We start from the raw sequence: 18,749 nt of genomic DNA, 5'->3' as shown, positions 1-18,749 counted from the left end.
TGTTGCCACCCCCTTGTGGAGATGCCATTGCAAGCTTCAACCCATTCCATTCTTCCCAAGCAGCGCCGTGCCGCACAGGACGTGCCGCGCAAGGCTGCCGGTCTGCACCTGATTGGTGACCTTTACGGCTGTGACAGCGATCCGCGCCTGATGACAGATGCCGGCTATCTGGAGGCCTTCTGCAAGCAGGCGGTCGCCGATGCCGGCCTGACCACCGTAGGCAGCCTGTTCCACAGCTTTGGTGAAGGCTGCGGCGTGACCGGCGTGGTCGTGCTGGCGGAATCGCACCTGTCACTGCACACCTGGCCGGAAGATGGTTATGTGACGCTGGACGTCTATGTCTGCAGCTATGACTGCGACAACAGCAGCAAGGCCGAAGCGCTGTTCAAGACCATGATGAACGCCTTCGACCCGGAAGACCCGCACCTGCATCGCGTGGTCCGCGCATGAAGCCCCCCGCTGACCGCTTTGCGCTGGAACAGCTGACGGCCGACTTCGGTTTCTACCTGCGCGCCGGTGCACTGCTGGCCGAGCAGCGTTCCGACATGCAGCACATCGAGATCCTGGAGACGCCGCTGTTTGGCCGCGCCATGCGCATTGACGGCTGCTTCATGACCTCCGAGCGCGACGAATTCTTCTACCACGAACCGATGATCCACCTGCCAGCGGTATCGCTTGGCAGCCCGAAATCGGCGCTGGTGATCGGCGGCGGCGATGGCGGCTCCATCGAGGAGCTGCTCAAGTACCCCGAGATGCAGCGCGTGGTGCTGGCCGAGCTGGACAGCGAAGTCATCGACATGGCGCGCGAGTGGCTGCCGCAGATCCACCGCGGTGCCTTTGACGATCCGCGCCTCGACATCCGTCTGGGCGATGGCCGCCAGTTCGTGGAACAGTGCGAAGAGCGCTTTGACCAGATCGTGCTGGACCTGACCGACCCCTTTGGTCCGGCGGTACAGCTCTACACCAGCGAGTTCTACGCCAGCTGCCGTCGTGCGCTGCAGCCGGGCGGCGTGCTGTCGCTGCATATCCAGTCGCCGATCCACCGACCCGATACGCTGGCGCGCATCGTGGCATCGCTGCGCGAGGTGTTTCCGGTGGTGCGCCCCTACATGCAGTACGTGCCGCTGTACGGCACGCAGTGGGCGATGGCCATGGCCTCCGACAGCACCGACCCGCTGACGCTGACAGCTGACGAGGTGGATCAGCGCATCGCCGCATTGGGCCTGCGCGACCTGCAGCTCTACAACGGCGCCATGCACCAGGCGCTGCTGGCGCAGCCGAACTACCTGCGCGAGCTGCTGGCGCAGCCGGCCGAACCGATCCGCGACGACAAGGCCCTGCAGGATCCGAGTTTGCAGCCGGAAGACTTTGACCCGCTGCAGGTTACCCGCGCTTAAGACCGCATCAGGCTGGCCGGATCACGGCTGGCCAGCACCTGTTGCGCCCAGTCCTTGAGCTTGCCGGCATCGGCGCGCACGATTTCCTGCTTGACCGCAAGGATCTGCGCCGGGTGCATGGAAAAGCTGCGCAGGCCCAGTCCCAGCAGCAGGCGCGTGAAGCTGGTGTCACCCGCCATTTCGCCGCAAACCGATACCGGCTTGCCGGCATCGATGGCAGCCTGGATCGTCATCGCCAGCAGCTGCAGTACGGCCGGGTGCAGCGGATCGTAGAGATGCGCGACCAATTCGTCGGCGCGGTCAATCGCCAGCGTGTACTGGATCAGGTCGTTGGTGCCAATCGACAGAAAGTCGAAATGTTCGAGGAACATGCGCGCGGTGAGGGCCGCCGCCGGCACCTCGATCATGGCGCCCAGCAGCACCTCGCCGTACACCATGCCTTTCTCGTCCAGCTGCTGGCGTGCCATATCCAGCATCTGCAACGTCTGGCGGATCTCGCTTTCATGCGCCAGCATCGGGATCAACACGTGCACGCGTCCGAGCGCAGCCGCGCGCAGGATGGCGCGCAGCTGGGTCAGGAACATCGCCGGCTCGGCCAGGCTCCAGCGGATGGCACGCAATCCCAGCGCCGGATTCAGGTGTGCCAGATCCGGCACGCTGTCGTCCAGCGGCTTGTCGGCACCGACGTCAATCGTGCGGATCGTCAGCGGCAGGCCTTGCATGCCTTCCAGCGCCTGGCAATAGGCCCGGTATTGCTCTTCTTCATCCGGATGGTGCTGCTTGCGCCCCATGAACAGGAATTCGCTACGGAACAGGCCGACGCCGACGGCCCCGGCAGCCAGCGCCGCCTGGGTATCCTGTGGCAGCTCGATATTCGCCAGCAGCTCGACCTTCTGGCCATCCAGCGTGACCGATGGCGTATTGAGCATGCGCAGCAGGCGCGTCTTGTCCAGCTCGTCCTGGCGCTGGCGGAAACGGTATTCGTCCAGCACGATGGGCGAGGGGTTGACCAGCATCACGCCGGCATCGCCGTCGATGACGATCCAGTCGTCCTGCTGCACCAGCCGGCTGGCGCCACGCGCGCCCACCACCGCCGGAATGCCCATGCTGCGCGCCACGATCGCCGTGTGCGAGGTCTTGCCACCGACATCAGTAACAAAGCCCTTGAACACACTCTGGCGGAATTGCAGCATGTCGGACGGTGTCAGGTCGTGCGCCACCAGCACCAGCGGCACATCGGCCGCATCCAGGCACTCGCTGCCACTGCTGGCCGGTGCCTGCATCGCCAAGGGCGATTCCTCGCCCTGGATGCGCTTGATCAGGCGCTCGATCACCTGCTCCAGATCCGCCTTGCGCTCGCGCAGGTAGGGATCGTCCATCTCCTCGAACTGGCGCGCCAGCCGCTCGAACTGCGTCGACAGCGCCCAGCCGGCGTTGTAGAGGCGATCGGCAATCCAGTAACGCACGCCGCTATAAAGTTCATCATCCTGCAGCAGCAGCATGTGCACTTCCAGCAGTGCCGCCACTTCGCCCGGCATGTCCTTGTTCATGGTCGCCAGCAGCAGCTGGATTTCCTGCACCAGCGCATCACGCGCCTCGTACACGCGCGCGATTTCTGCCTCGACCTGTTCGGCATCGATGAAATAGTGCCCGACATCGGCCCGGCTGGACGCGATCACCACGGCACGGCCAATGCCGACGCCACGCCCCACGCCAATGCCATGGATCGATATCGTCATGCTGCCTGTCTCCTGTCTGTCGTACTGCTGCTGCCCGGCTTATTCGCCTTCACCGAACTTGTCGTTGATCAGGGCCAGCAGCGCGTCCATCGCTTCCTGTTCCTGCTCGCCACTGGTTTCTAGCGTGACCTCGGTGCCGATACCGGCTGCCAGCATCATCACGCCCATGATGCTCTTGGCGTTCACGCGGCGGCTGCCGCGCGTCATCCAGACTTCGCAGGGAAAGGAACCGGCCAGCTTGGTGAGCTTGGCTGAAGCACGGGCATGCAAGCCCAGTCTATTGCTGATGGTGATGTCTTGCTGAATCATGGGGGAGATCTCGTTGCTGATTCTGGACCGGTGTATAGGCAAACGCCATGATGCCCTGCTGGGCACCTGCCATGGCACGTTCGACCAGCTCATCCAGGGGCAGTTCCGCATAGCAGGTGGCACGCAGCAGCATCGGCAGGCTCATGCCGCTCAGGGCGCGGACCTGCATGCCGTGCACATCGGCTGGCACCGATTGCAACAGCCGCTGCACCACGTTCGATGGCGTGGCACCGAACACATCGGTCAGGATCAGCACGCCCTCGGCCGGTAGACGCTGCAGCAACTGCAGGGCGCGCTGCTGCGTCACATCCGGGGCTTCCTGGGGCGGCACGTCCAGTGCCAGCACGCGCTCGTCACAATCCGGAAAGACGTGCAGGGCGCACTGGCGCATCGCCTCGGCCAACGGGTCATGGGCAACGATCAGAATCTGGTTCATGCTGTCACGCCTTGCGCGCGTGCTCCATCCTGTCGAAAGTTCACGGCTGTGTCAGATCCAGGGTACCGGACCTGGCGAAAGTCGTCATCAGACTGTGTTCTCAGCCTGATAGCGATCTGACAGTATAGGTGACAATCTGTTTCAGTGCAGGCTGCCATGTCCCATGATGCTGGCGGGTATCGGCACAAACGCTACACTAGCCATCTGTTTCCGTTATCTGCGCCTGCGCCATCCCACCATGAAACTCATATTCCGCCTCATGGCCATCCTCGCCATTGTCGGCGTGGCGGCTGCCACCTATTTTTCGCTCAATAACAACAACTCCGCACCGCAATCCAGCTTCCTGATGCTGGATGGCAGCCAGAAGACCACCGCCGACTGGAAAGGCCATGTCACGCTGGTCAATTTCTGGGCTACCAGCTGCACCACCTGTGTCGCAGAAATGCCGATGCTGAGCCAGACATTCGAGAAGTACCAGGGGCAGGGCTATCGCACCGTCGCCGTGGCCATGCAGTACGATCCGCCCGAATACGTGAACAACTTCGTACAGTCACGCAAGCTGCCGTTTGAGGTGGCACTGGACAACACTGGCGGCATTGCCAAGGAATGGGGCGATATCACCATTACCCCCACCACCTTCCTGCTCAACAAGCAGGGCGAGATCGTCAAGCAGTACGTCGGCGCGCCCAACGAGAAAGAACTGCACAGCCTGATCGAGAAGCTGCTGGCCTCCTGATCAGCGTGACTGCTTGTGACGGAAGGCGTCGTGGCAGGACTTGCAACTTTGTGAGGTCGTGCTGAAAGCCTGCTTCAGTGCATCCAGCTGGCCGCTGCTGGCTGCTTTTGACAGGCCTGCCGCAGCCTGCCTGAAGTCGACAGCCTCCTGCTGGAAGCGTGCGCTGTCAGTCCAGATCTCCGGCCTGGCACGCGTATCACCCTTGTCTGTCCCCGGCACAAATCCCGCCCAGGGCAGATGCGCCAGGTAAGCTACCACATCGGCATGCAGCCTGGCCGCAGCAGGATCGTAGCTCGCCTTGCCCGTAGCCATGGCTCCCAACGGGGTCATATGCGCCTGCATCAGGCTGAAAGCGCTCTGGCGGTAGGCAATGGCTTCCTCGGGCTTGGCAAAATGCTGGGCCGATGCCGCAGCGCCACTCAACAGCAGCACGGCAGCAGCAGAAAGGTGGAATAGGCGTTTCATGCAGATGGTCCTTGTTCTCTTCAGCCACATAGGCTGCTTGTCGACAGGCCCCCACTATAAGTCAGCTGCCGTAGCCCTGTGATAGAGTAAAAGATTCATCTCTTGCCTTGCTGTCAGAAGCCCCAGCACGATTCCTGATGACACCACCTTCTTCCCGTACGCCGATCCGGATCTGGGATCTGCCTACCCGCCTGTTTCACTGGCTGCTGGTGCTGCTGGTTGCCGGCATGTTCATTACCGCCAGCCTGGGCGGTCTCTGGATGGACAGGCATATCCGCCTAGGCCAGCTGGTCTGTGGCCTGCTGCTGTTCCGGCTTGTCTGGGGCCTGGTCGGCGGTCGCTGGTCACGCTTTGCCGCCTTGCAGCTGCATCCGCGCAACCTGATGCAACAAGCCTCCACGCACCGCGACGAGGCAAACTCACCAGGCCATAGCCCGTCTGGTTCCTGGTCGATCCTGCTCATGTTGCTGCTGTTGCTGGCCCAGGCCACCAGCGGCCTGTTCAGCACCGACGATATCGCCTTTGCCGGCCCCTTGGCGAGCCTGGTTTCCGAGGAACGCAGCCAGTGGTTTACCCGCGTGCATCTCTGGGGGCAAAACCTGATACTGGTCTTTATCGCCCTGCATGTGCTGGCTGTGCTGTACCAGAGCCTGATACGACACAAGCCACTGATCCGGCCCATGCTGGACGGCAACAAGACCTTGCCCGCCAACACGCCTCCCAGCCAGGACACTGCGACTCGTCGCCTGCTGGCGCTGGTACTGCTCTGCCTGTGCATCGGCCTGGTCTGGTGGCTGGCCGCCCTGTCATCTTCTTCCTTCTGATTGCATGCCTGATCTCCCTGAAGCGCCGCCTACCATCAGCCTGCTGACCGTGACCGACGGGCAGCTGCTCGACGAAGCACGCCAGATCGTCCAGGAATACGCCGACAGTCTGGATATTCCACTGGATTTCCAGGATTTCGAACGCGAAATGGCCGAATTTCCCGGCGACTACACGCCGCCCGGTGGTGCCTTGCTGCTGGCCCTGGTCGATGGCGCCGTGGCCGGCTGCTGCGCCATGCGCCCCCTGCCTGATTCCGACTACGCCGATGCTGCCGAAATGAAGCGCCTGTACGTGCGTCCCATGTTCCGAGGTTTTGGCCTGGGCCGTACGCTGACTGAAGGTATTCTGGACGCGGCCCGCATGGCCGGCTACCAGCACGTACTGTTGGACACCATCAGCGAGATGGAGGCCGCCCGCGCCCTGTACGAGGAGCTGGGCTTTGTCGAGATCCCGCCGTACTACTACAACCCACACGCCGGCACACACTACCTGATGCTGGCCCTGTAAGCCACAGGCACAAAAAAACGCCCCATCCGGTAGGAGTGGGGCGTTACAGCCTGCACCCGATGGGGCAGGCCGGAAGGATGGGTGGGATCAGACCACGGCAGCCTTCTGAACCAGGCGGGTTGCCACCCAGTTCTTGGTCTTCGACAGCGGACGGCTCTCGGTAATCTCGATGATGTCGCCCAGCTTGTACTCACCATTCTCGTCGTGAGCGTGGTACTTGCTGGTCTTGATCATGATCTTGCCGTAGATCGGGTGCATCACGCGACGCTCGATCATCACAGTCACGGTCTTGTTGCGCTTGTCGCTTACCACCTTGCCAACCAAGGTGCGCTTGAGGGAGGTTTTTGCTTCCGTCATGTTGTCACTCCTTGATTACTTGGCGGCTTGTTTCTTCTCGGCAAGAATAGTCTTGGCGCGAGCGATGTCACGGCGCGTCTGGCGCAGTGCAGCCGTGTTTTGCAGTTGCTGGGTGCCCTTTTGCATGCGCAGACCGAAGTGGGCCTTTTGCAGGTCCTTGATTTCGGCCTCGACGCCAGCGATGTCCTTGTTGCGCAGATCAGTCGTTTTCATAATAGTCATCCTCCTGATCAGGCGCCCAGACGGCGCTCGGCAAACGTGGTGCGCAGCGGCAGCTTGGCAGCGGCCAGCGTGAACGCTTCACGTGCCAGTTGCTCGGGAACGCCCATGATTTCAAACAGCATCTTGCCGGGCTGGATTTCAGCCACGTAGTACTCCGGGTTACCCTTACCGTTACCCATACGCACTTCTGCGGGCTTCTGGGAAATCGGCTTGTCGGGGAACACACGGATCCAGATGCGGCCGCCACGCTTCACGTGACGGGAAATCGCACGACGTGCAGATTCGATTTGACGGGCAGTCAGGCGACCACGGTCGGTCGACTTCAGACCGAAATCACCGAAGGACACCTCGTTGCCACGGGTAGCCAGACCGGTGTTGCGGCCTTTCTGCTCTTTGCGGTATTTTCTGCGTGCAGGTTGCAGCATGATTCTTCTCCTAGGTCAGCCGAACAGGATTATTCGGCTGCGGTGCCGTCCGCTGCTGCAGCGGGCGCGTTACGGACGCGCTTAACGGCGGGGGTGGCTGCGCCAGAGGCTTCAGCCGGCTTGTCACTGCCATCAGCCGGAGCGGTGTTGCCACCGATGCGGCGGGTGCGCGGACGGTCGTTGCCGCGGCCATCGCGACGGCCACGCGGACGACGCTCGTCTTCACGCGGTTCGGCTGCCACGGGCACATCGTTGCGGCCCAGGTTGTCGCCCTTGTAGACCCACACCTTGACACCGATGATGCCGTAGGTGGTTTCTGCTTCGGACACACCGTAGTCGATGTCGGCGCGCAGCGTGTGCAGCGGCACACGGCCTTCACGGTACCACTCGGTACGGGCGATCTCGATGCCGTTCAGACGACCGGCAGACATGATCTTGATGCCCTGGGCACCCATGCGCATGGCGTTCTGCATGGCGCGCTTCATGGCGCGACGGAACATGATGCGCTTTTCCAGCTGCTGGGTGATGCTGTCGGCGATCAGCTTGGCATCGATTTCGGGCTTGCGCACTTCTTCGATGTTCACGGCCACCGGAACACCCAGCATGGTGTTCAGTTCGCGCTTCAGGTTTTCGATGTCCTCACCCTTCTTGCCGATCACCACGCCCGGACGAGCGGAGAAGATCGTGATGCGGGCGCTCTTGGCAGGGCGCTCGATCAGGATGCGGGAAACAGAAGCGTTCTTCAGTTTCTTGGCCAGGTATTCGCGAACCTTGATGTCTTCGGCCAGCATGCCGGCGAAGTCACGGTTGTTGGCATACCAACGGCTGTTCCAGTTACGGCTTACCGCCAGGCGGAAACCGGTAGGATGAATTTTTTGTCCCATTGCTTACACCTTTCAGTTGCCAACCGTCACGTACACGTGGCACGTGGGCTTGCTGATACGGTTACCGCGGCCTTTGGCGCGGGCGGTGAAGCGCTTGAGCGTCGGGCCTTGTTCGACGTAGATGGTCTTGACCTTCAGATCGTCGATATCGGCACCGTCGTTGTGCTCGGCGTTGGCAATGGCGGACTCCAGGGCCTTCTTGATGATCACGGCAGCTTTCTTCTGCGTGAACGTCAGGATCTGCAGGGCCTGATCCACTTTCTTGCCACGAATCATGTCGGCGACCAGACGGCCTTTATCGACCGACAGACGGACGCCACGAACAATTGCACGTGTTTCCATGGTCTTTCCTTATCTCTTCGCTTTCTTGTCTGCCGCGTGACCCTTGTAGGTACGGGTCAGGGCAAATTCACCCAGCTTGTGACCAACCATCTGGTCAGTCACGTAAACCGGCACGTGCTGCTTGCCGTTGTGCACGGCGATCGTCAGACCGATGAACTCGGGCAGGATCATGGAGCGACGCGACCAGGTCTTCACCGGCTTCTTGTCATGGGTTTCGACGGCCTTTTCAACCTTGGCCATCAGGTGATGGTCTACGAATGGACCCTTTTTGAGAGAACGAGCCATTGTCTACCCCTTATTTCTTGCGACGCGACACAATCATGGACTGCGTGCGCTTGTTGTTACGAGTACGGTAGCCCTTGGTCAGGTTGCCCCACGGATCGACAGGCGCCATACCGGTACCGGTACGACCTTCACCACCACCATGCGGGTGGTCGATCGGGTTCATGGCAACGCCGCGTACGGTCGGGCGGATACCCAGCCAGCGCTTGGCACCGGCCTTGCCCAGTTGGCGCAGGCTGTGCTCTTCGTTGGCGACTTCACCGATGGTGGCGCGGCATTCGATGTGGATGCGGCGGACTTCACCGGAGCGCAGACGCACCTGGGCGTACACGCCTTCGCGGGCCAGCAGGGTAGCGGAAGTACCAGCGGAGCGTGCAATCTGCGCGCCCTTGCCTGCCTTCAGCTCGATGCAGTGGATGGTGGAACCGACCGGGATGTTGCGGATCGGCAGGGTATTGCCCACGCGGATCGGCGCTTCAGAGCCGCTCACGATGCTGGCGCCCACTTCCAGGTGGCGCGGAGCGATGTGGTAGCGGCGCTCGCCGTCGGCGTAGCACACCAGCGCGATGTGCGCGGTACGGTTCGGATCGTATTCGATACGCTCGACCTTGGCGGGGATGCCGTCCTTGTCAGCGCGCACGAAGTCGACCACACGGTAGTGGTGACGATGACCGCCGCCTTTGTGGCGCACGGTGATGTGACCATTGTGGTTACGGCCGGCCTTCTGGAACTGGGGTTCCAGCAGGGGAGCGTAACCGGCACCCTTGTGCAGGTGGTCACGGGACACCTTGATGGCGTGACGGCGACCAGAGGAGGTCGGTTTGATTTGGATAACAGCCATGATTAAGCAGCCTCCCCAGACAGGTTCAGCTCGGCACCTTCCTTGAGGGACACATAGGCCTTGCGCACGTTGTTGCGGCGACCGATGCTACGGCCGAAGCGCTTGACCTTGCCCTTGGTGTTGACTACGGACACGCCGGTCACTTCCACGTTGAACAGCAGTTCAACAGCGGCCTTGATCTCGGGCTTGCTAGCGTCCTGCAGCACCTTGAAGGTAACGACATTGGATTTTTCGGCAACCATGGTGGCCTTTTCGGACACAACGGGAGCCACCAGAACGGCCATCAGACGGCCTTCGTCAAATTTCTGCGTGCTCATGCGAACATCTCCTGCAGCTTGTCGAGTGCAGCCTTGGTCACCAGGACTTTCTTGTAGTAGACCAGGGACAGGGGATCGACATAACGCGGCTCGACAACCAGCACGTGGCCGAGGTTGCGGGAAGCCAGGTACAGGTTCTCATCGACGTTCTCGGTGATCACCAGCACGGAGTCCAGATTCATGGCCTTGAACTTGGAAGCCAGGGCCTTGGTCTTGGGAGTATCAACCGTCAGGTTGTCCACCACGGACAGGCGACCGTCGCGCACCAGCTGCGACAGGATCACGGACATGCCCACGCGGTACATCTTCTTGTTGATCTTCTGGCTGAAGTTTTCTTCAGGCGTATTCGGGAAAGCGCGACCGCCTCCACGCCAGATCGGGGAAGACGTCATACCGGCACGTGCGTTACCAGTGCCCTTCTGACGGAACGGCTTCTTGGTAGAGTGCTTGACGGTTTCGCGGTTCTTCTGCTGACGCGTACCCTGGCGGGCATTGGCCTGATAGGCCACCACCATCTGGTGCACCAGCGTTTCGTTGTAATCGCGGCCGAAGACGGTCTCGTTCACGTCCACGGCGGCTGCGGACTGACCTTGTTCATTCAGGAGTTCGATTTGCATCAGTTGGCTCCTTCGGCTGCTTTAGCCTTCACGGCCGGACGCACGGACACGAAGCCACCCTTGGCACCAGGAATGGCACCCTTGATCAGCAGCAGCTGACGAGCTTCGTCGATACGCACGACGGACAGATTTTGCGTGGTGACGGTTTCATCGCCCATGTGGCCGGTCATCTTCTTGCCGGGGAACACGCGACCGGGGTCTTGTGCCATGGAGATGGAGCCGGGCACACGGTGCGAACGGCTGTTACCGTGCGAAGCACGCTGGGAACTGAAGTTGTGGCGCTTGATGGTACCAGCGTAGCCCTTACCGATCGAAGTACCCTGCACGTCCACCTTCTGGCCGACGCTGAACAGCTCGGTCACAGGCAGGGCAGTACCGGCGGCGTACTTGCCAGCGGTTTCTTCAGTCACGCGGAATTCACGAACGACCTCGCCGGCTTCGACGCCAGCTTTTGCCAGATGGCCGGCTTGCGGCTTGGTGACGCGCGAGGCGCGGCGCTTGCCATACGTGACCTGCAGGGCCACGTAGCCGTCATTGGCTTCGGTCTTGACCTGGGTCACGCGGTTGTCAGACACGTCAACCACCGTGACAGGGATGGATTCCCCGTCGTCGGTGAAGACACGCATCATGCCCACCTTGCGGCCCAGCAAACCCATGTGTTTGCTCAGACTCATTGTTTTCTCCGTAACTTTCACCATGACCGACTGCAATTGGCCAGCCACGTTGTTGCGTGAAAGACTGTTAATAAAACCCCGCACACCTGGATTGCGCACGAAAAAAACATGCGCGCAAAAGTGCACGAAGCCTTGCATTGTAGACTGCGCCAAAAAATTGTGCAATAGCCTGCAATGAAAACGGCCGGGGATGTTGCTCCCCGGCCGCAAGCCGTTCTGCCCCGCAGGGCAGTCCAGCAAGTCAAGGCATTACTGCAGCTTGATCTCTACGTCCACGCCTGCCGGCAGGTCCAGCTTCATCAGCGCGTCAACGGTCTTGTCGGTCGGGTCGACAATGTCCATCAGGCGCTGGTGGGTGCGGATCTCCAGCTGGTCACGGCTGCTCTTGTTCACGTGGGGCGAACGCAGGATGTCGAAACGCTTCATGCGTGTCGGCAGCGGCACCGGACCCTTGACGATGGCGCCGGTACGCTTGGCGGTATCGACGATCTCGGCAGCGGACTGGTCGATCAGCTTGTAATCGAAAGCCTTCAGGCGGATGCGGATCTTTTGCTTGGACATGTATGAATGCTCCTTACGCGATGATCTTGGCAACCACGCCAGCGCCCACGGTACGGCCACCTTCGCGGATGGCGAAACGCAGGCCTTCTTCCATGGCGATCGGGGCGATCAGCTTCACGGTGATGGACACGTTGTCACCCGGCATCACCATTTCCTTGTCGGCCGGCAGCTCGATGGAACCGGTCACGTCCGTGGTACGGAAGTAGAACTGGGGACGGTAGTTGTTGAAGAACGGCGTGTGACGGCCACCTTCGTCCTTGGACAGCACGTACACCTCGGCGGTGAACTCGGTGTGCGGCTTGATGGAGCCCGGCTTGCACAGCACCTGGCCGCGCTCGACGTCTTCACGCTTGGTGCCACGCAGCAGGATACCGACGTTGTCGCCAGCCTGACCCTGGTCCAGCAGCTTGCGGAACATTTCCACGCCCGTGCAGGTCGTCTTCTGGGTGTCCTTGATACCCACGATCTCGATTTCCTCGCCGACCTTGATGATGCCGCGCTCGACGCGACCGGTCACCACGGTACCACGGCCGGAGATGGAGAACACGTCTTCCACCGGCATCAGGAACGTGCCGTCCACGGCGCGCTCGGGCGTCGGGATGTAGCTGTCCAGAGCTTCAGCCAGTTTCATGATTGCGCCTTCGCCCAGATCGCCGGTGTCACCTTCCAGCGCCAGCTTGGCGGAACCCTTCACGATCGGGGTGTCGTCGCCCGGGAAGTCGTACTTGCTCAGCAGCTCGCGCACTTCCATTTCGACCAGTTCCAGCAGCTCTTCGTCGTCCACCATGTCGCACTTGTTCAGGAACACGATGATGTAGGGCACGCCAACCTGACGGGACAGCAGGATGTGCTCGCGCGTCTGGGGCATCGGGCCGTCAGCAGCGGAACAGACCAGGATAGCGCCGTCCATCTGGGCAGCACCGGTAATCATGTTCTTCACATAGTCCGCGTGGCCGGGGCAGTCCACGTGTGCGTAGTGGCGGTTGGCCGTTTCGTACTCGACGTGGGAAGTGTTGATAGTGATGCCGCGGGCCTTTTCTTCGGGCGCGTTATCGATCTGACTGTAGTCGCGGGCGTCGCCGCCGAACTTCCTGGCCAGCACGGTAGCGATTGCTGCCGTCAGGGTGGTCTTGCCGTGGTCCACGTGACCGATGGTGCCTACGTTGACGTGCGGCTTGCTCCGTTCAAACTTTTCTTTTGCCATGATTGGCTTCCTTTCAATAAATGAGCTTTGCCCGTGACCTGGTTTTACGTCTGCATGCTGTCACGGGATCTCCGGCCACGGGCAGCCGGAGGTGCAGCATCACAGACAAACGGAAGCCCGGCTGCAGGCAGCCGGGCACTGTACTTACTTGGAACGTGCAGCGATGATCGCTTCGGACACGTTACGCGGCGCTTCAGCGTAGTGCTTGAATTCCATCGTGTAGCTGGCGCGACCCTGCGTCATGGAACGCAGTGCGGTGGCGTAGCCGAACATCTCGGACAGCGGAACCTCGGCCTTGATCGCCTTGCCGCCGCCCACCATGTCGTCCATGCCCTGGACCATACCGCGCTTGGAGGACAGGTCACCCATCACGGTACCGGCGTAGTCTTCGGGAGTCTCGACTTCCACGGCCATCATGGGCTCCAGGATCACCGGGTTGGCCTTCTTGCACGCTTCCTTGAAGCCGAAGATGGCGGCCATCTTGAACGCCTGCTCGGACGAGTCCACATCGTGGTAGGAACCGAAGGTCAGGGCGACCTTCACGTCGACCACCGGGTAGCCAGCCAGTACGCCGGCGTTCAGGGCTTCTTCCACACCCTTCTGCACGGCCGGGATGTATTCACGCGGAACCACACCGCCCTTGATCTCGTCCAGGAACTCGAAGCCCTTGCCGGTTTCGTTCGGCTCGACGCGGAACACGACGTGACCGTACTGGCCCTTACCACCGGACTGACGCACGAACTTGCCGTCCACATCGGTGACCTGCTTGCGGATGGTCTCGCGGTAGGCCACTTGCGGCTTGCCCACGTTGGCTTCCACGTTGAACTCGCGCTTCATGCGGTCCACGATAATCTCGAGGTGCAGCTCGCCCATGCCGGCGATGATGGTCTGACCGGATTCCTCGTCGGTACGGACGCGGAAGGACGGGTCTTCTGCAGCCAGGCGGGACAGGGCGATACCCATCTTTTCCTGGTCAGCCTTGGTCTTGGGCTCGACGGCCTGGGCAATCACGGGCTCGGGGAACACCATGCGTTCCAGGATCACCGGGGCAGCCAGGTCACACAGGGTTTCACCGGTGGTGACTTCCTTCAGGCCCACGCAGGCAGCGATGTCGCCGGCGCGGATCTCTTCGATTTCCTGGCGCTCGTTGGCGTGCATCTGCACGATACGGCCGATACGCTCTTTCTTGCCCTTGGTGGAGTTCAGCACCGTGTCACCCTTGTTCAGCACGCCGGAGTAGACGCGCACAAAGGTCAGCTGGCCGACGAACGGGTCGGTCATCAGCTTGAATGCCAGGGCAGAGAACTTCTCGTTGTCGTCGGCTTCACGCGTGACGGGGTTCTCGTCTTCGTCAGTGCCGGCAACCGGGGGGATGTCCTTCGGAGAGGGCAGCAGGTCCAGCACGGCGTCCAGCATGCGCTGCACACCCTTGTTCTTGAACGCGGAACCGCACAGCATCGGCTGGATTTCGGTAGCGATGGTACGCTGGCGCAGACCTTCGATGATGTCTTCTTCGGACAGGTCACCTTCTTCCAGGTACTTGTTCATCAGCTCTTCAGTGGCTTCCGCTGCGGACTCGACCATCTTTTCGCGCCATTCCTTGGCGGTATCTTCCAGCTCAGCAGGGATGTCGATGTACTCGAACTTCATGCCCTGGGAAGCCTCGTCCCACAGGATGCCCTTCATCTTGATCAGGTCGATCACGCCCTTGAAGCCGTCTTCGGCACCAACGGGAATCACGATCGGCACCGGGTTGGCCTTCAGGCGCAGCTTCATCTGGTCCACGACCTTGAAGAAGTTGGCACCAGTACGGTCCATCTTGTTCACGAAGGCCAGACGCGGCACCTTGTGCTTGTTGGCCTGACGCCACACGGTTTCGGACTGCGGCTGCACGCCACCCACGGCACAGTAGACCATCACGGCACCGTCCAGCACGCGCATGGAACGCTCCACCTCGATGGTGAAGTCCACGTGGCCAGGAGTGTCGATGATGTTGATGCGGTGTTCGGGGCGAGACAGGTCCATGCCCTTCCAGAAGCAGGTCACGGCAGAGGAGGTAATCGTGATGCCACGCTCCTGCTCCTGCTCCATCCAGTCGGTAGTAGCAGCGCCATCGTGCACTTCACCCAGCTTGTGGGTCACACCGGTGTAGAACAGGATACGCTCGGACGTGGTGGTCTTGCCGGCGTCAATGTGCGCAGAAATACCGATGTTGCGGTAGCGCTCGATAGGAGTCTTGCGGGCCATGATGAACCTTTGGATGTACTTGAGAAAAAGATATTTTACTAGAACCGCCGTACGGCGGCATGACGATCCCATGATGCAGCACAGGGCTTGCGGCAGCCATGCCGCCGAAGCCCTGTTCCTGGATCGTCTTCCGGACGAAAATCCGATTAGAAGCGGAAGTGCGAGAAGGCCTTGTTGGCTTCGGCCATGCGGTGCACTTCGTCACGACGCTTCATGGCGCCACCGCGGCCTTCGCAGGCTTCCAGCATTTCGTTGGCCAGACGTGCGGCCATGGACTTCTCGCCACGCTTGCGGGCGGCGTCCTTGATCCAGCGCATCGACAGGGCCAGACGACGCACCGGGCGCACTTCGACCGGCACCTGGTAGTTGGCACCACCCACGCGGCGGGATTTCACTTCCACCATGGGCTTGACGTTGTTGATGGCGGTGTTGAACAGCTCCAGCGGATCCTTGCCGGCCTTCTTTTCCATCTGTTCCAGAGCGCCGTAGATGATGCGCTCGGCAACCGCCTTCTTGCCGCCTTCCATGATCACGTTCATGAATTTGGACAGCTCTACGCTACCGAACTTGGGATCCGGCAGGATTTCACGTTTAGGGACTTCACGACGACGTGGCATTTTCTTAACCTCTTGCTTCAGTTGGCACCATTTCAGGTACCGCGAGTGCCATCAGGACACCCACTTACTCGACCCGCATGCACGAAAAAACGGTTGGCACGCTTTCCGGGTCACTACGCCTGCTGCAGCCTGCCTGGCCGCACAAGCACCGAATGACGAAAACCTATCAGGCCTTCTTGGGACGCTTGGCACCGTACTTGGAACGGGACTGCTTGCGGTCCTTCACGCCCTGCAGGTCCAGGGAACCGCGGACGATGTGGTAACGCACACCGGGAAGGTCTTTCACACGACCGCCGCGAACCAGCACCACGCTGTGTTCCTGCAGGTTGTGACCTTCACCACCGATGTAGGAGATGACCTCGAAACCATTGGTCAGGCGCACCTTGGCAACCTTACGCATGGCGGAGTTGGGCTTCTTGGGAGTGGTGGTGTACACGCGGGTGCACACGCCACGGCGCTGCGGGCAGTTCTCCATCGCAGGGCTCTTGGATTTGACGACTTCGACCGTACGTCCTTGACGCACGAGCTGGTTGATAGTTGGCACTGATGCCTCCCTCTCAGGATGTGTAATTCCCTAAACGTGAACGAATTACGGGTTGATGAACGTGAATTCTCCGGCGGACGCACAGGGTATGACCCCGGCAATATTCCGCGGAGCCTGACAGTTTAGCCTGCATGTTGTTGTCTTGGCAAGCCCTTTTGTCTGGCGCAGACAGCAGAACGCCCCGGCTGGCGGGGCGTTCTGGCTGGAAAACAACACTGCGGCTTACTTGAACCACAGCATGATGGTGTCCCAGAGGCGACGGAAGAAGCCGGCTTCGTTGACCGCCTGCAGCGCCAGCAGCGGACGCGTGGCGAGTACCTGATCGCCCAGCTTCACCTGCAGCGTGCCGACCTGCTGGTCCTTGGCGACTGGCGCCAGCAGCGGATCGGGGCGTTCGACCTGGGTGCTCAGCTCGCCGGCGCGGCCAGTCGGTACGGCAACGGCAATCGCCTCGTGACGACCAAGTCCGACTTCGCTCTGCTCGCCCTTCCAGATGCGCGCCTGCACCGCCGCCTGTTCGGCACCGAACAGCTGGATGCCCTCGAAGGCGGTGTAGCCCCAGTTCAGCAGCTTCTGCGTCTCGTTGGCGCGGGCCGCTTCGCTGGCAGTGCCGAACACGATGGCCAGGATGCGGCGGCCTTCGGGCATGTTGGGGAAGTCACGCTTGGCGGTGGCGATCAGGTTGTAGCCGGCCGCATTGGTGTGGCCGGTCTTCAGGCCGTCCACGGTGGGATCACGGAACAGCAGGCTGTTGCGGTTGTTGGCGTTGGATTCGGGCGTGCCGGGATAGCTGTACTGCTTGATGGCGTAGTAGTGCACGTATTCCGGAAAGTCGTTCAGCAGACGCGTGGACAGGATCGCCATGTCACGCGCGGTGGTGGTGTGGCCTTCGGCCGTGAGGCCCTCGGCGTTGCGGTAGCCGGTGTTGTTCATGCCGAGCGTGCGGGCCGCATCGTTCATTTTCTGCACAAAGGCTTCCTCGCTGCCGGCCAGGCCTTCGGCCAGGGCCATGGTGGCATCGTTGCCGGACTGCACGATCATGCCCTTGATCAGGTCTTCCACGCGGACCTGCATGCTAGGCTCGATGAACATGCGCGAACCGGGCATCTTCCAGGCCTTCTGGCTGACGCCAAAGGTCTGGTCGAGCGTGATCTGCTTGTTGCGCAGCGCGTCGAACACGATGTAAGCGGTCATCAGCTTGGTCAGCGAGGCCGGCTCCATCGGTACGTCCATGTCCTTGGCGGCCAGCACCTGGTTGCCGGCGCTGATATCGATCAGCATGTAGCTGCGCGCGGCGATTTCGGGTGGCACCGGAAAGCCCTGGGTGGCACCCACCGCGGTAGCGGCAGAAGCTGGCAGGGCGGGCTGGCTGGCCGCAGCAGAGGCGGTGGCAGCTGCCGGGGCGGTCTGGGCGATGACGGTGCCGCTGGCGGCAAACAGGCTGGCCGCTGCAATCAGGGCGGCCTGGCAGCGGAGGGAACGGAATCGGGACATGGACATGGGAATGGCTGTGGCGCCCATGACATGACGGGCGCCAGAAGGAAAGGACTCAGGACTGGACAGGGACGACTTGCAGATGGCGCAACACGATCTGCCTCAGCAAGGGCAATTGTCCATGAAAGAAGTGGCCGACGCCGGGAACAACGGTGACAGGAAGTGACTGCGGGCGCGCCCAGTCCATGACGGAGGCGAGCGGCACGACATCATCTTCCTCGCCGTGCACCACCAGGGTGCGGGCGTGCCAGTCGACGGCGACCGGCTCGACTGGGAACCGGCTGGTGGCCGGACCGACCAGCACCAGCTGCTCGGGCAGGCGCGCAGCCGCATCGGCAGTCAGGCGTGCCATGGCGTTGGCCGTGACAAAGGCGCCAAAGGAAAAGCCGGCCAGTGCCAGCGGGCCTTGCGGTGCCACCTGCTGGATCACCTGCAGCAGGTCGTCGAGTTCGCCGCGGCCATCGTCATGCGTGCCAGCGCTGGCGCCAACACCACGGAAGTTGTAGCGCACCGCATTCCAGCCAGCCAGCACGAAGGCGCGTGCCAGCGTCTGCACCACCTTGTTCTGCATGGTGCCGCCGAACAGCGGATGCGGGTGGGAAATCACGGCCGTGCCCCTGGGCGTGGCGTCTGCGGGGCGATCCAGCAGGGCCTCGATCAGGCCGGCGGCACCCTGCAGCTGCAGGGCTTCGGTCTTGGCATTCATC

At 61.5% G+C, this 18,749-nt stretch carries 26 protein-coding genes; 5 read left to right on the top strand and 21 right to left on the bottom strand.

From position 1 onward, the window contains the following. Positions 1 to 27 precede the first annotated feature (27 nt). Both speD and speE read left to right on the top strand, forming a co-directional pair. Positions 28 to 450 carry an adenosylmethionine decarboxylase gene (gene speD, locus ACI3EV_RS00695; protein WP_337692161.1) on the top strand — a complete coding sequence of 141 codons (423 nt, stop codon included), beginning with the start codon at positions 28 to 30 and terminating at the stop codon, positions 448 to 450. Next, a complete protein-coding gene (gene speE / locus ACI3EV_RS00690) occupies positions 447 to 1,397 on the top strand; it encodes a polyamine aminopropyltransferase (RefSeq protein WP_337692160.1) in 951 nt (316 codons plus the stop codon). Before speD ends, speE begins: the two co-directional genes overlap by 4 nt. Here speE and ptsP read toward each other — a convergent pair. The 3 genes from ptsP to ACI3EV_RS00675 are packed head-to-tail and all read right to left on the bottom strand — an operon-like array spanning position 1,394 to position 3,881. Next, positions 1,394 to 3,136 (bottom strand): phosphoenolpyruvate--protein phosphotransferase, encoded by a 1,743-nt coding sequence (gene ptsP / locus ACI3EV_RS00685; protein WP_337692159.1) that lies wholly within the window; start codon positions 3,134 to 3,136, stop codon positions 1,394 to 1,396. The genes speE and ptsP overlap by 4 nt on opposite strands. Positions 3,137 to 3,175: 39 nt before the next feature. Beyond that, positions 3,176 to 3,445, bottom strand: coding sequence for an HPr family phosphocarrier protein (locus ACI3EV_RS00680; protein ID WP_026320783.1), 270 nt, complete (start codon positions 3,443 to 3,445; stop codon positions 3,176 to 3,178). Continuing rightward, on the bottom strand, positions 3,414 to 3,881 hold the full coding sequence (locus tag ACI3EV_RS00675; protein WP_337692158.1) for a PTS sugar transporter subunit IIA: 468 nt from the start codon (positions 3,879 to 3,881) through the stop codon (positions 3,414 to 3,416). The genes ACI3EV_RS00680 and ACI3EV_RS00675 overlap by 32 nt, the downstream gene beginning before the upstream one ends. Before the next feature lie 238 nt (positions 3,882 to 4,119). Between ACI3EV_RS00675 and ACI3EV_RS00670 the strand changes: the two genes are divergently transcribed. Continuing rightward, entirely contained in the window at positions 4,120 to 4,617 is a 498-nt protein-coding gene (locus ACI3EV_RS00670; RefSeq protein ID WP_329771850.1) for a TlpA disulfide reductase family protein, read from the top strand. Here ACI3EV_RS00670 and ACI3EV_RS00665 read toward each other — a convergent pair whose 3' ends face one another. Further along, entirely contained in the window at positions 4,618 to 5,082 is a 465-nt protein-coding gene (locus ACI3EV_RS00665) for a cytochrome c (RefSeq protein ID WP_329771848.1), read from the bottom strand. Positions 5,083 to 5,219: 137 nt separating this feature from the next. On the opposite strand from ACI3EV_RS00665, the gene ACI3EV_RS00660 reads away from it, so the two are divergent. Beyond that, entirely contained in the window at positions 5,220 to 5,906 is a 687-nt protein-coding gene (locus ACI3EV_RS00660) for a cytochrome b/b6 domain-containing protein (RefSeq protein WP_337692157.1), read from the top strand. Positions 5,907 to 5,910: 4 nt separating this feature from the next. Then, on the top strand, positions 5,911 to 6,414 hold the full coding sequence (locus tag ACI3EV_RS00655; RefSeq protein ID WP_337692156.1) for a GNAT family N-acetyltransferase: 504 nt from the start codon (positions 5,911 to 5,913) through the stop codon (positions 6,412 to 6,414). Between the two features lie 87 nt (positions 6,415 to 6,501). Here the strand turns inward: ACI3EV_RS00655 and rpsQ are convergent, their stop codons facing one another. The 17 genes from rpsQ to ACI3EV_RS00570 form a co-directional block, all read right to left on the bottom strand. After that, positions 6,502 to 6,771, bottom strand: a complete 270-nt coding sequence (rpsQ, locus tag ACI3EV_RS00650; RefSeq protein ID WP_018716259.1) for a 30S ribosomal protein S17 — start codon at positions 6,769 to 6,771, stop codon at positions 6,502 to 6,504. 15 nt (positions 6,772 to 6,786) lie between these two features. Next, positions 6,787 to 6,984: a 50S ribosomal protein L29 gene (rpmC, locus tag ACI3EV_RS00645; protein ID WP_018716260.1), complete on the bottom strand. Its 198-nt coding sequence runs from the start codon at positions 6,982 to 6,984 to the stop codon at positions 6,787 to 6,789. Between the two features lie 17 nt (positions 6,985 to 7,001). Then, a complete protein-coding gene (rplP, locus tag ACI3EV_RS00640; protein ID WP_018716261.1) occupies positions 7,002 to 7,418 on the bottom strand; it encodes a 50S ribosomal protein L16 in 417 nt (138 codons plus the stop codon). Between the two features lie 29 nt (positions 7,419 to 7,447). After that, positions 7,448 to 8,302, bottom strand: coding sequence for a 30S ribosomal protein S3 (gene rpsC / locus ACI3EV_RS00635; protein ID WP_329771844.1), 855 nt, complete (start codon positions 8,300 to 8,302; stop codon positions 7,448 to 7,450). A gap of 12 nt (positions 8,303 to 8,314) precedes the next feature. Next, entirely contained in the window at positions 8,315 to 8,644 is a 330-nt protein-coding gene (gene rplV, locus ACI3EV_RS00630) for a 50S ribosomal protein L22 (RefSeq protein WP_018716263.1), read from the bottom strand. Between the two features lie 9 nt (positions 8,645 to 8,653). Continuing rightward, positions 8,654 to 8,929 (bottom strand): 30S ribosomal protein S19, encoded by a 276-nt coding sequence (gene rpsS, locus ACI3EV_RS00625; RefSeq protein ID WP_329771843.1) that lies wholly within the window; start codon positions 8,927 to 8,929, stop codon positions 8,654 to 8,656. Between the two features lie 10 nt (positions 8,930 to 8,939). Then, entirely contained in the window at positions 8,940 to 9,767 is an 828-nt protein-coding gene (rplB, locus tag ACI3EV_RS00620) for a 50S ribosomal protein L2 (RefSeq protein ID WP_329771841.1), read from the bottom strand. Between the two features lie 2 nt (positions 9,768 to 9,769). After that, on the bottom strand, positions 9,770 to 10,084 hold the full coding sequence (gene rplW / locus ACI3EV_RS00615; protein ID WP_329771840.1) for a 50S ribosomal protein L23: 315 nt from the start codon (positions 10,082 to 10,084) through the stop codon (positions 9,770 to 9,772). Continuing rightward, complete coding sequence (gene rplD, locus ACI3EV_RS00610; RefSeq protein ID WP_329771838.1) at positions 10,081 to 10,701, bottom strand: 50S ribosomal protein L4; 621 nt, start codon at positions 10,699 to 10,701, stop codon at positions 10,081 to 10,083. Before rplD ends, rplW begins: the two co-directional genes overlap by 4 nt. Then, positions 10,701 to 11,375 carry a 50S ribosomal protein L3 gene (gene rplC / locus ACI3EV_RS00605; RefSeq protein ID WP_329771836.1) on the bottom strand — a complete coding sequence of 225 codons (675 nt, stop codon included), beginning with the start codon at positions 11,373 to 11,375 and terminating at the stop codon, positions 10,701 to 10,703. The genes rplD and rplC overlap by 1 nt, the downstream gene beginning before the upstream one ends. A 249-nt stretch (positions 11,376 to 11,624) precedes the next feature. Further along, the gene (rpsJ, locus tag ACI3EV_RS00600) at positions 11,625 to 11,936 is read right to left on the bottom strand and encodes a 30S ribosomal protein S10 (RefSeq protein ID WP_044397456.1); all 312 of its coding nucleotides are present in this window, start codon (positions 11,934 to 11,936) and stop codon (positions 11,625 to 11,627) included. 13 nt (positions 11,937 to 11,949) lie between these two features. Then, positions 11,950 to 13,140 carry an elongation factor Tu gene (gene tuf / locus ACI3EV_RS00595; RefSeq protein WP_337692076.1) on the bottom strand — a complete coding sequence of 397 codons (1,191 nt, stop codon included), beginning with the start codon at positions 13,138 to 13,140 and terminating at the stop codon, positions 11,950 to 11,952. Positions 13,141 to 13,284: 144 nt separating this feature from the next. Then, the gene (gene fusA, locus ACI3EV_RS00590; RefSeq protein WP_337692114.1) at positions 13,285 to 15,387 is read right to left on the bottom strand and encodes an elongation factor G; all 2,103 of its coding nucleotides are present in this window, start codon (positions 15,385 to 15,387) and stop codon (positions 13,285 to 13,287) included. Between the two features lie 146 nt (positions 15,388 to 15,533). Beyond that, positions 15,534 to 16,004 carry a 30S ribosomal protein S7 gene (gene rpsG / locus ACI3EV_RS00585; RefSeq protein ID WP_018714927.1) on the bottom strand — a complete coding sequence of 157 codons (471 nt, stop codon included), beginning with the start codon at positions 16,002 to 16,004 and terminating at the stop codon, positions 15,534 to 15,536. Positions 16,005 to 16,170: 166 nt separating this feature from the next. After that, positions 16,171 to 16,548 (bottom strand): 30S ribosomal protein S12, encoded by a 378-nt coding sequence (gene rpsL / locus ACI3EV_RS00580; RefSeq protein ID WP_018714926.1) that lies wholly within the window; start codon positions 16,546 to 16,548, stop codon positions 16,171 to 16,173. 222 nt (positions 16,549 to 16,770) lie between these two features. Further along, the gene (locus ACI3EV_RS00575; protein ID WP_329771779.1) at positions 16,771 to 18,048 is read right to left on the bottom strand and encodes a D-alanyl-D-alanine carboxypeptidase family protein; all 1,278 of its coding nucleotides are present in this window, start codon (positions 18,046 to 18,048) and stop codon (positions 16,771 to 16,773) included. Between the two features lie 49 nt (positions 18,049 to 18,097). Next, entirely contained in the window at positions 18,098 to 18,748 is a 651-nt protein-coding gene (locus ACI3EV_RS00570; protein WP_337692115.1) for a serine aminopeptidase domain-containing protein, read from the bottom strand. Position 18,749: the final 1 nt, after the last annotated feature.

The organism is Allobrachymonas wangyanguii (assembly GCF_045055315.1).
Classification (GTDB): domain Bacteria; phylum Pseudomonadota; class Gammaproteobacteria; order Burkholderiales; family Burkholderiaceae_C; genus Brachymonas; species Brachymonas wangyanguii.
This window is presented reverse-complemented; position numbering and strand designations above follow the sequence as displayed.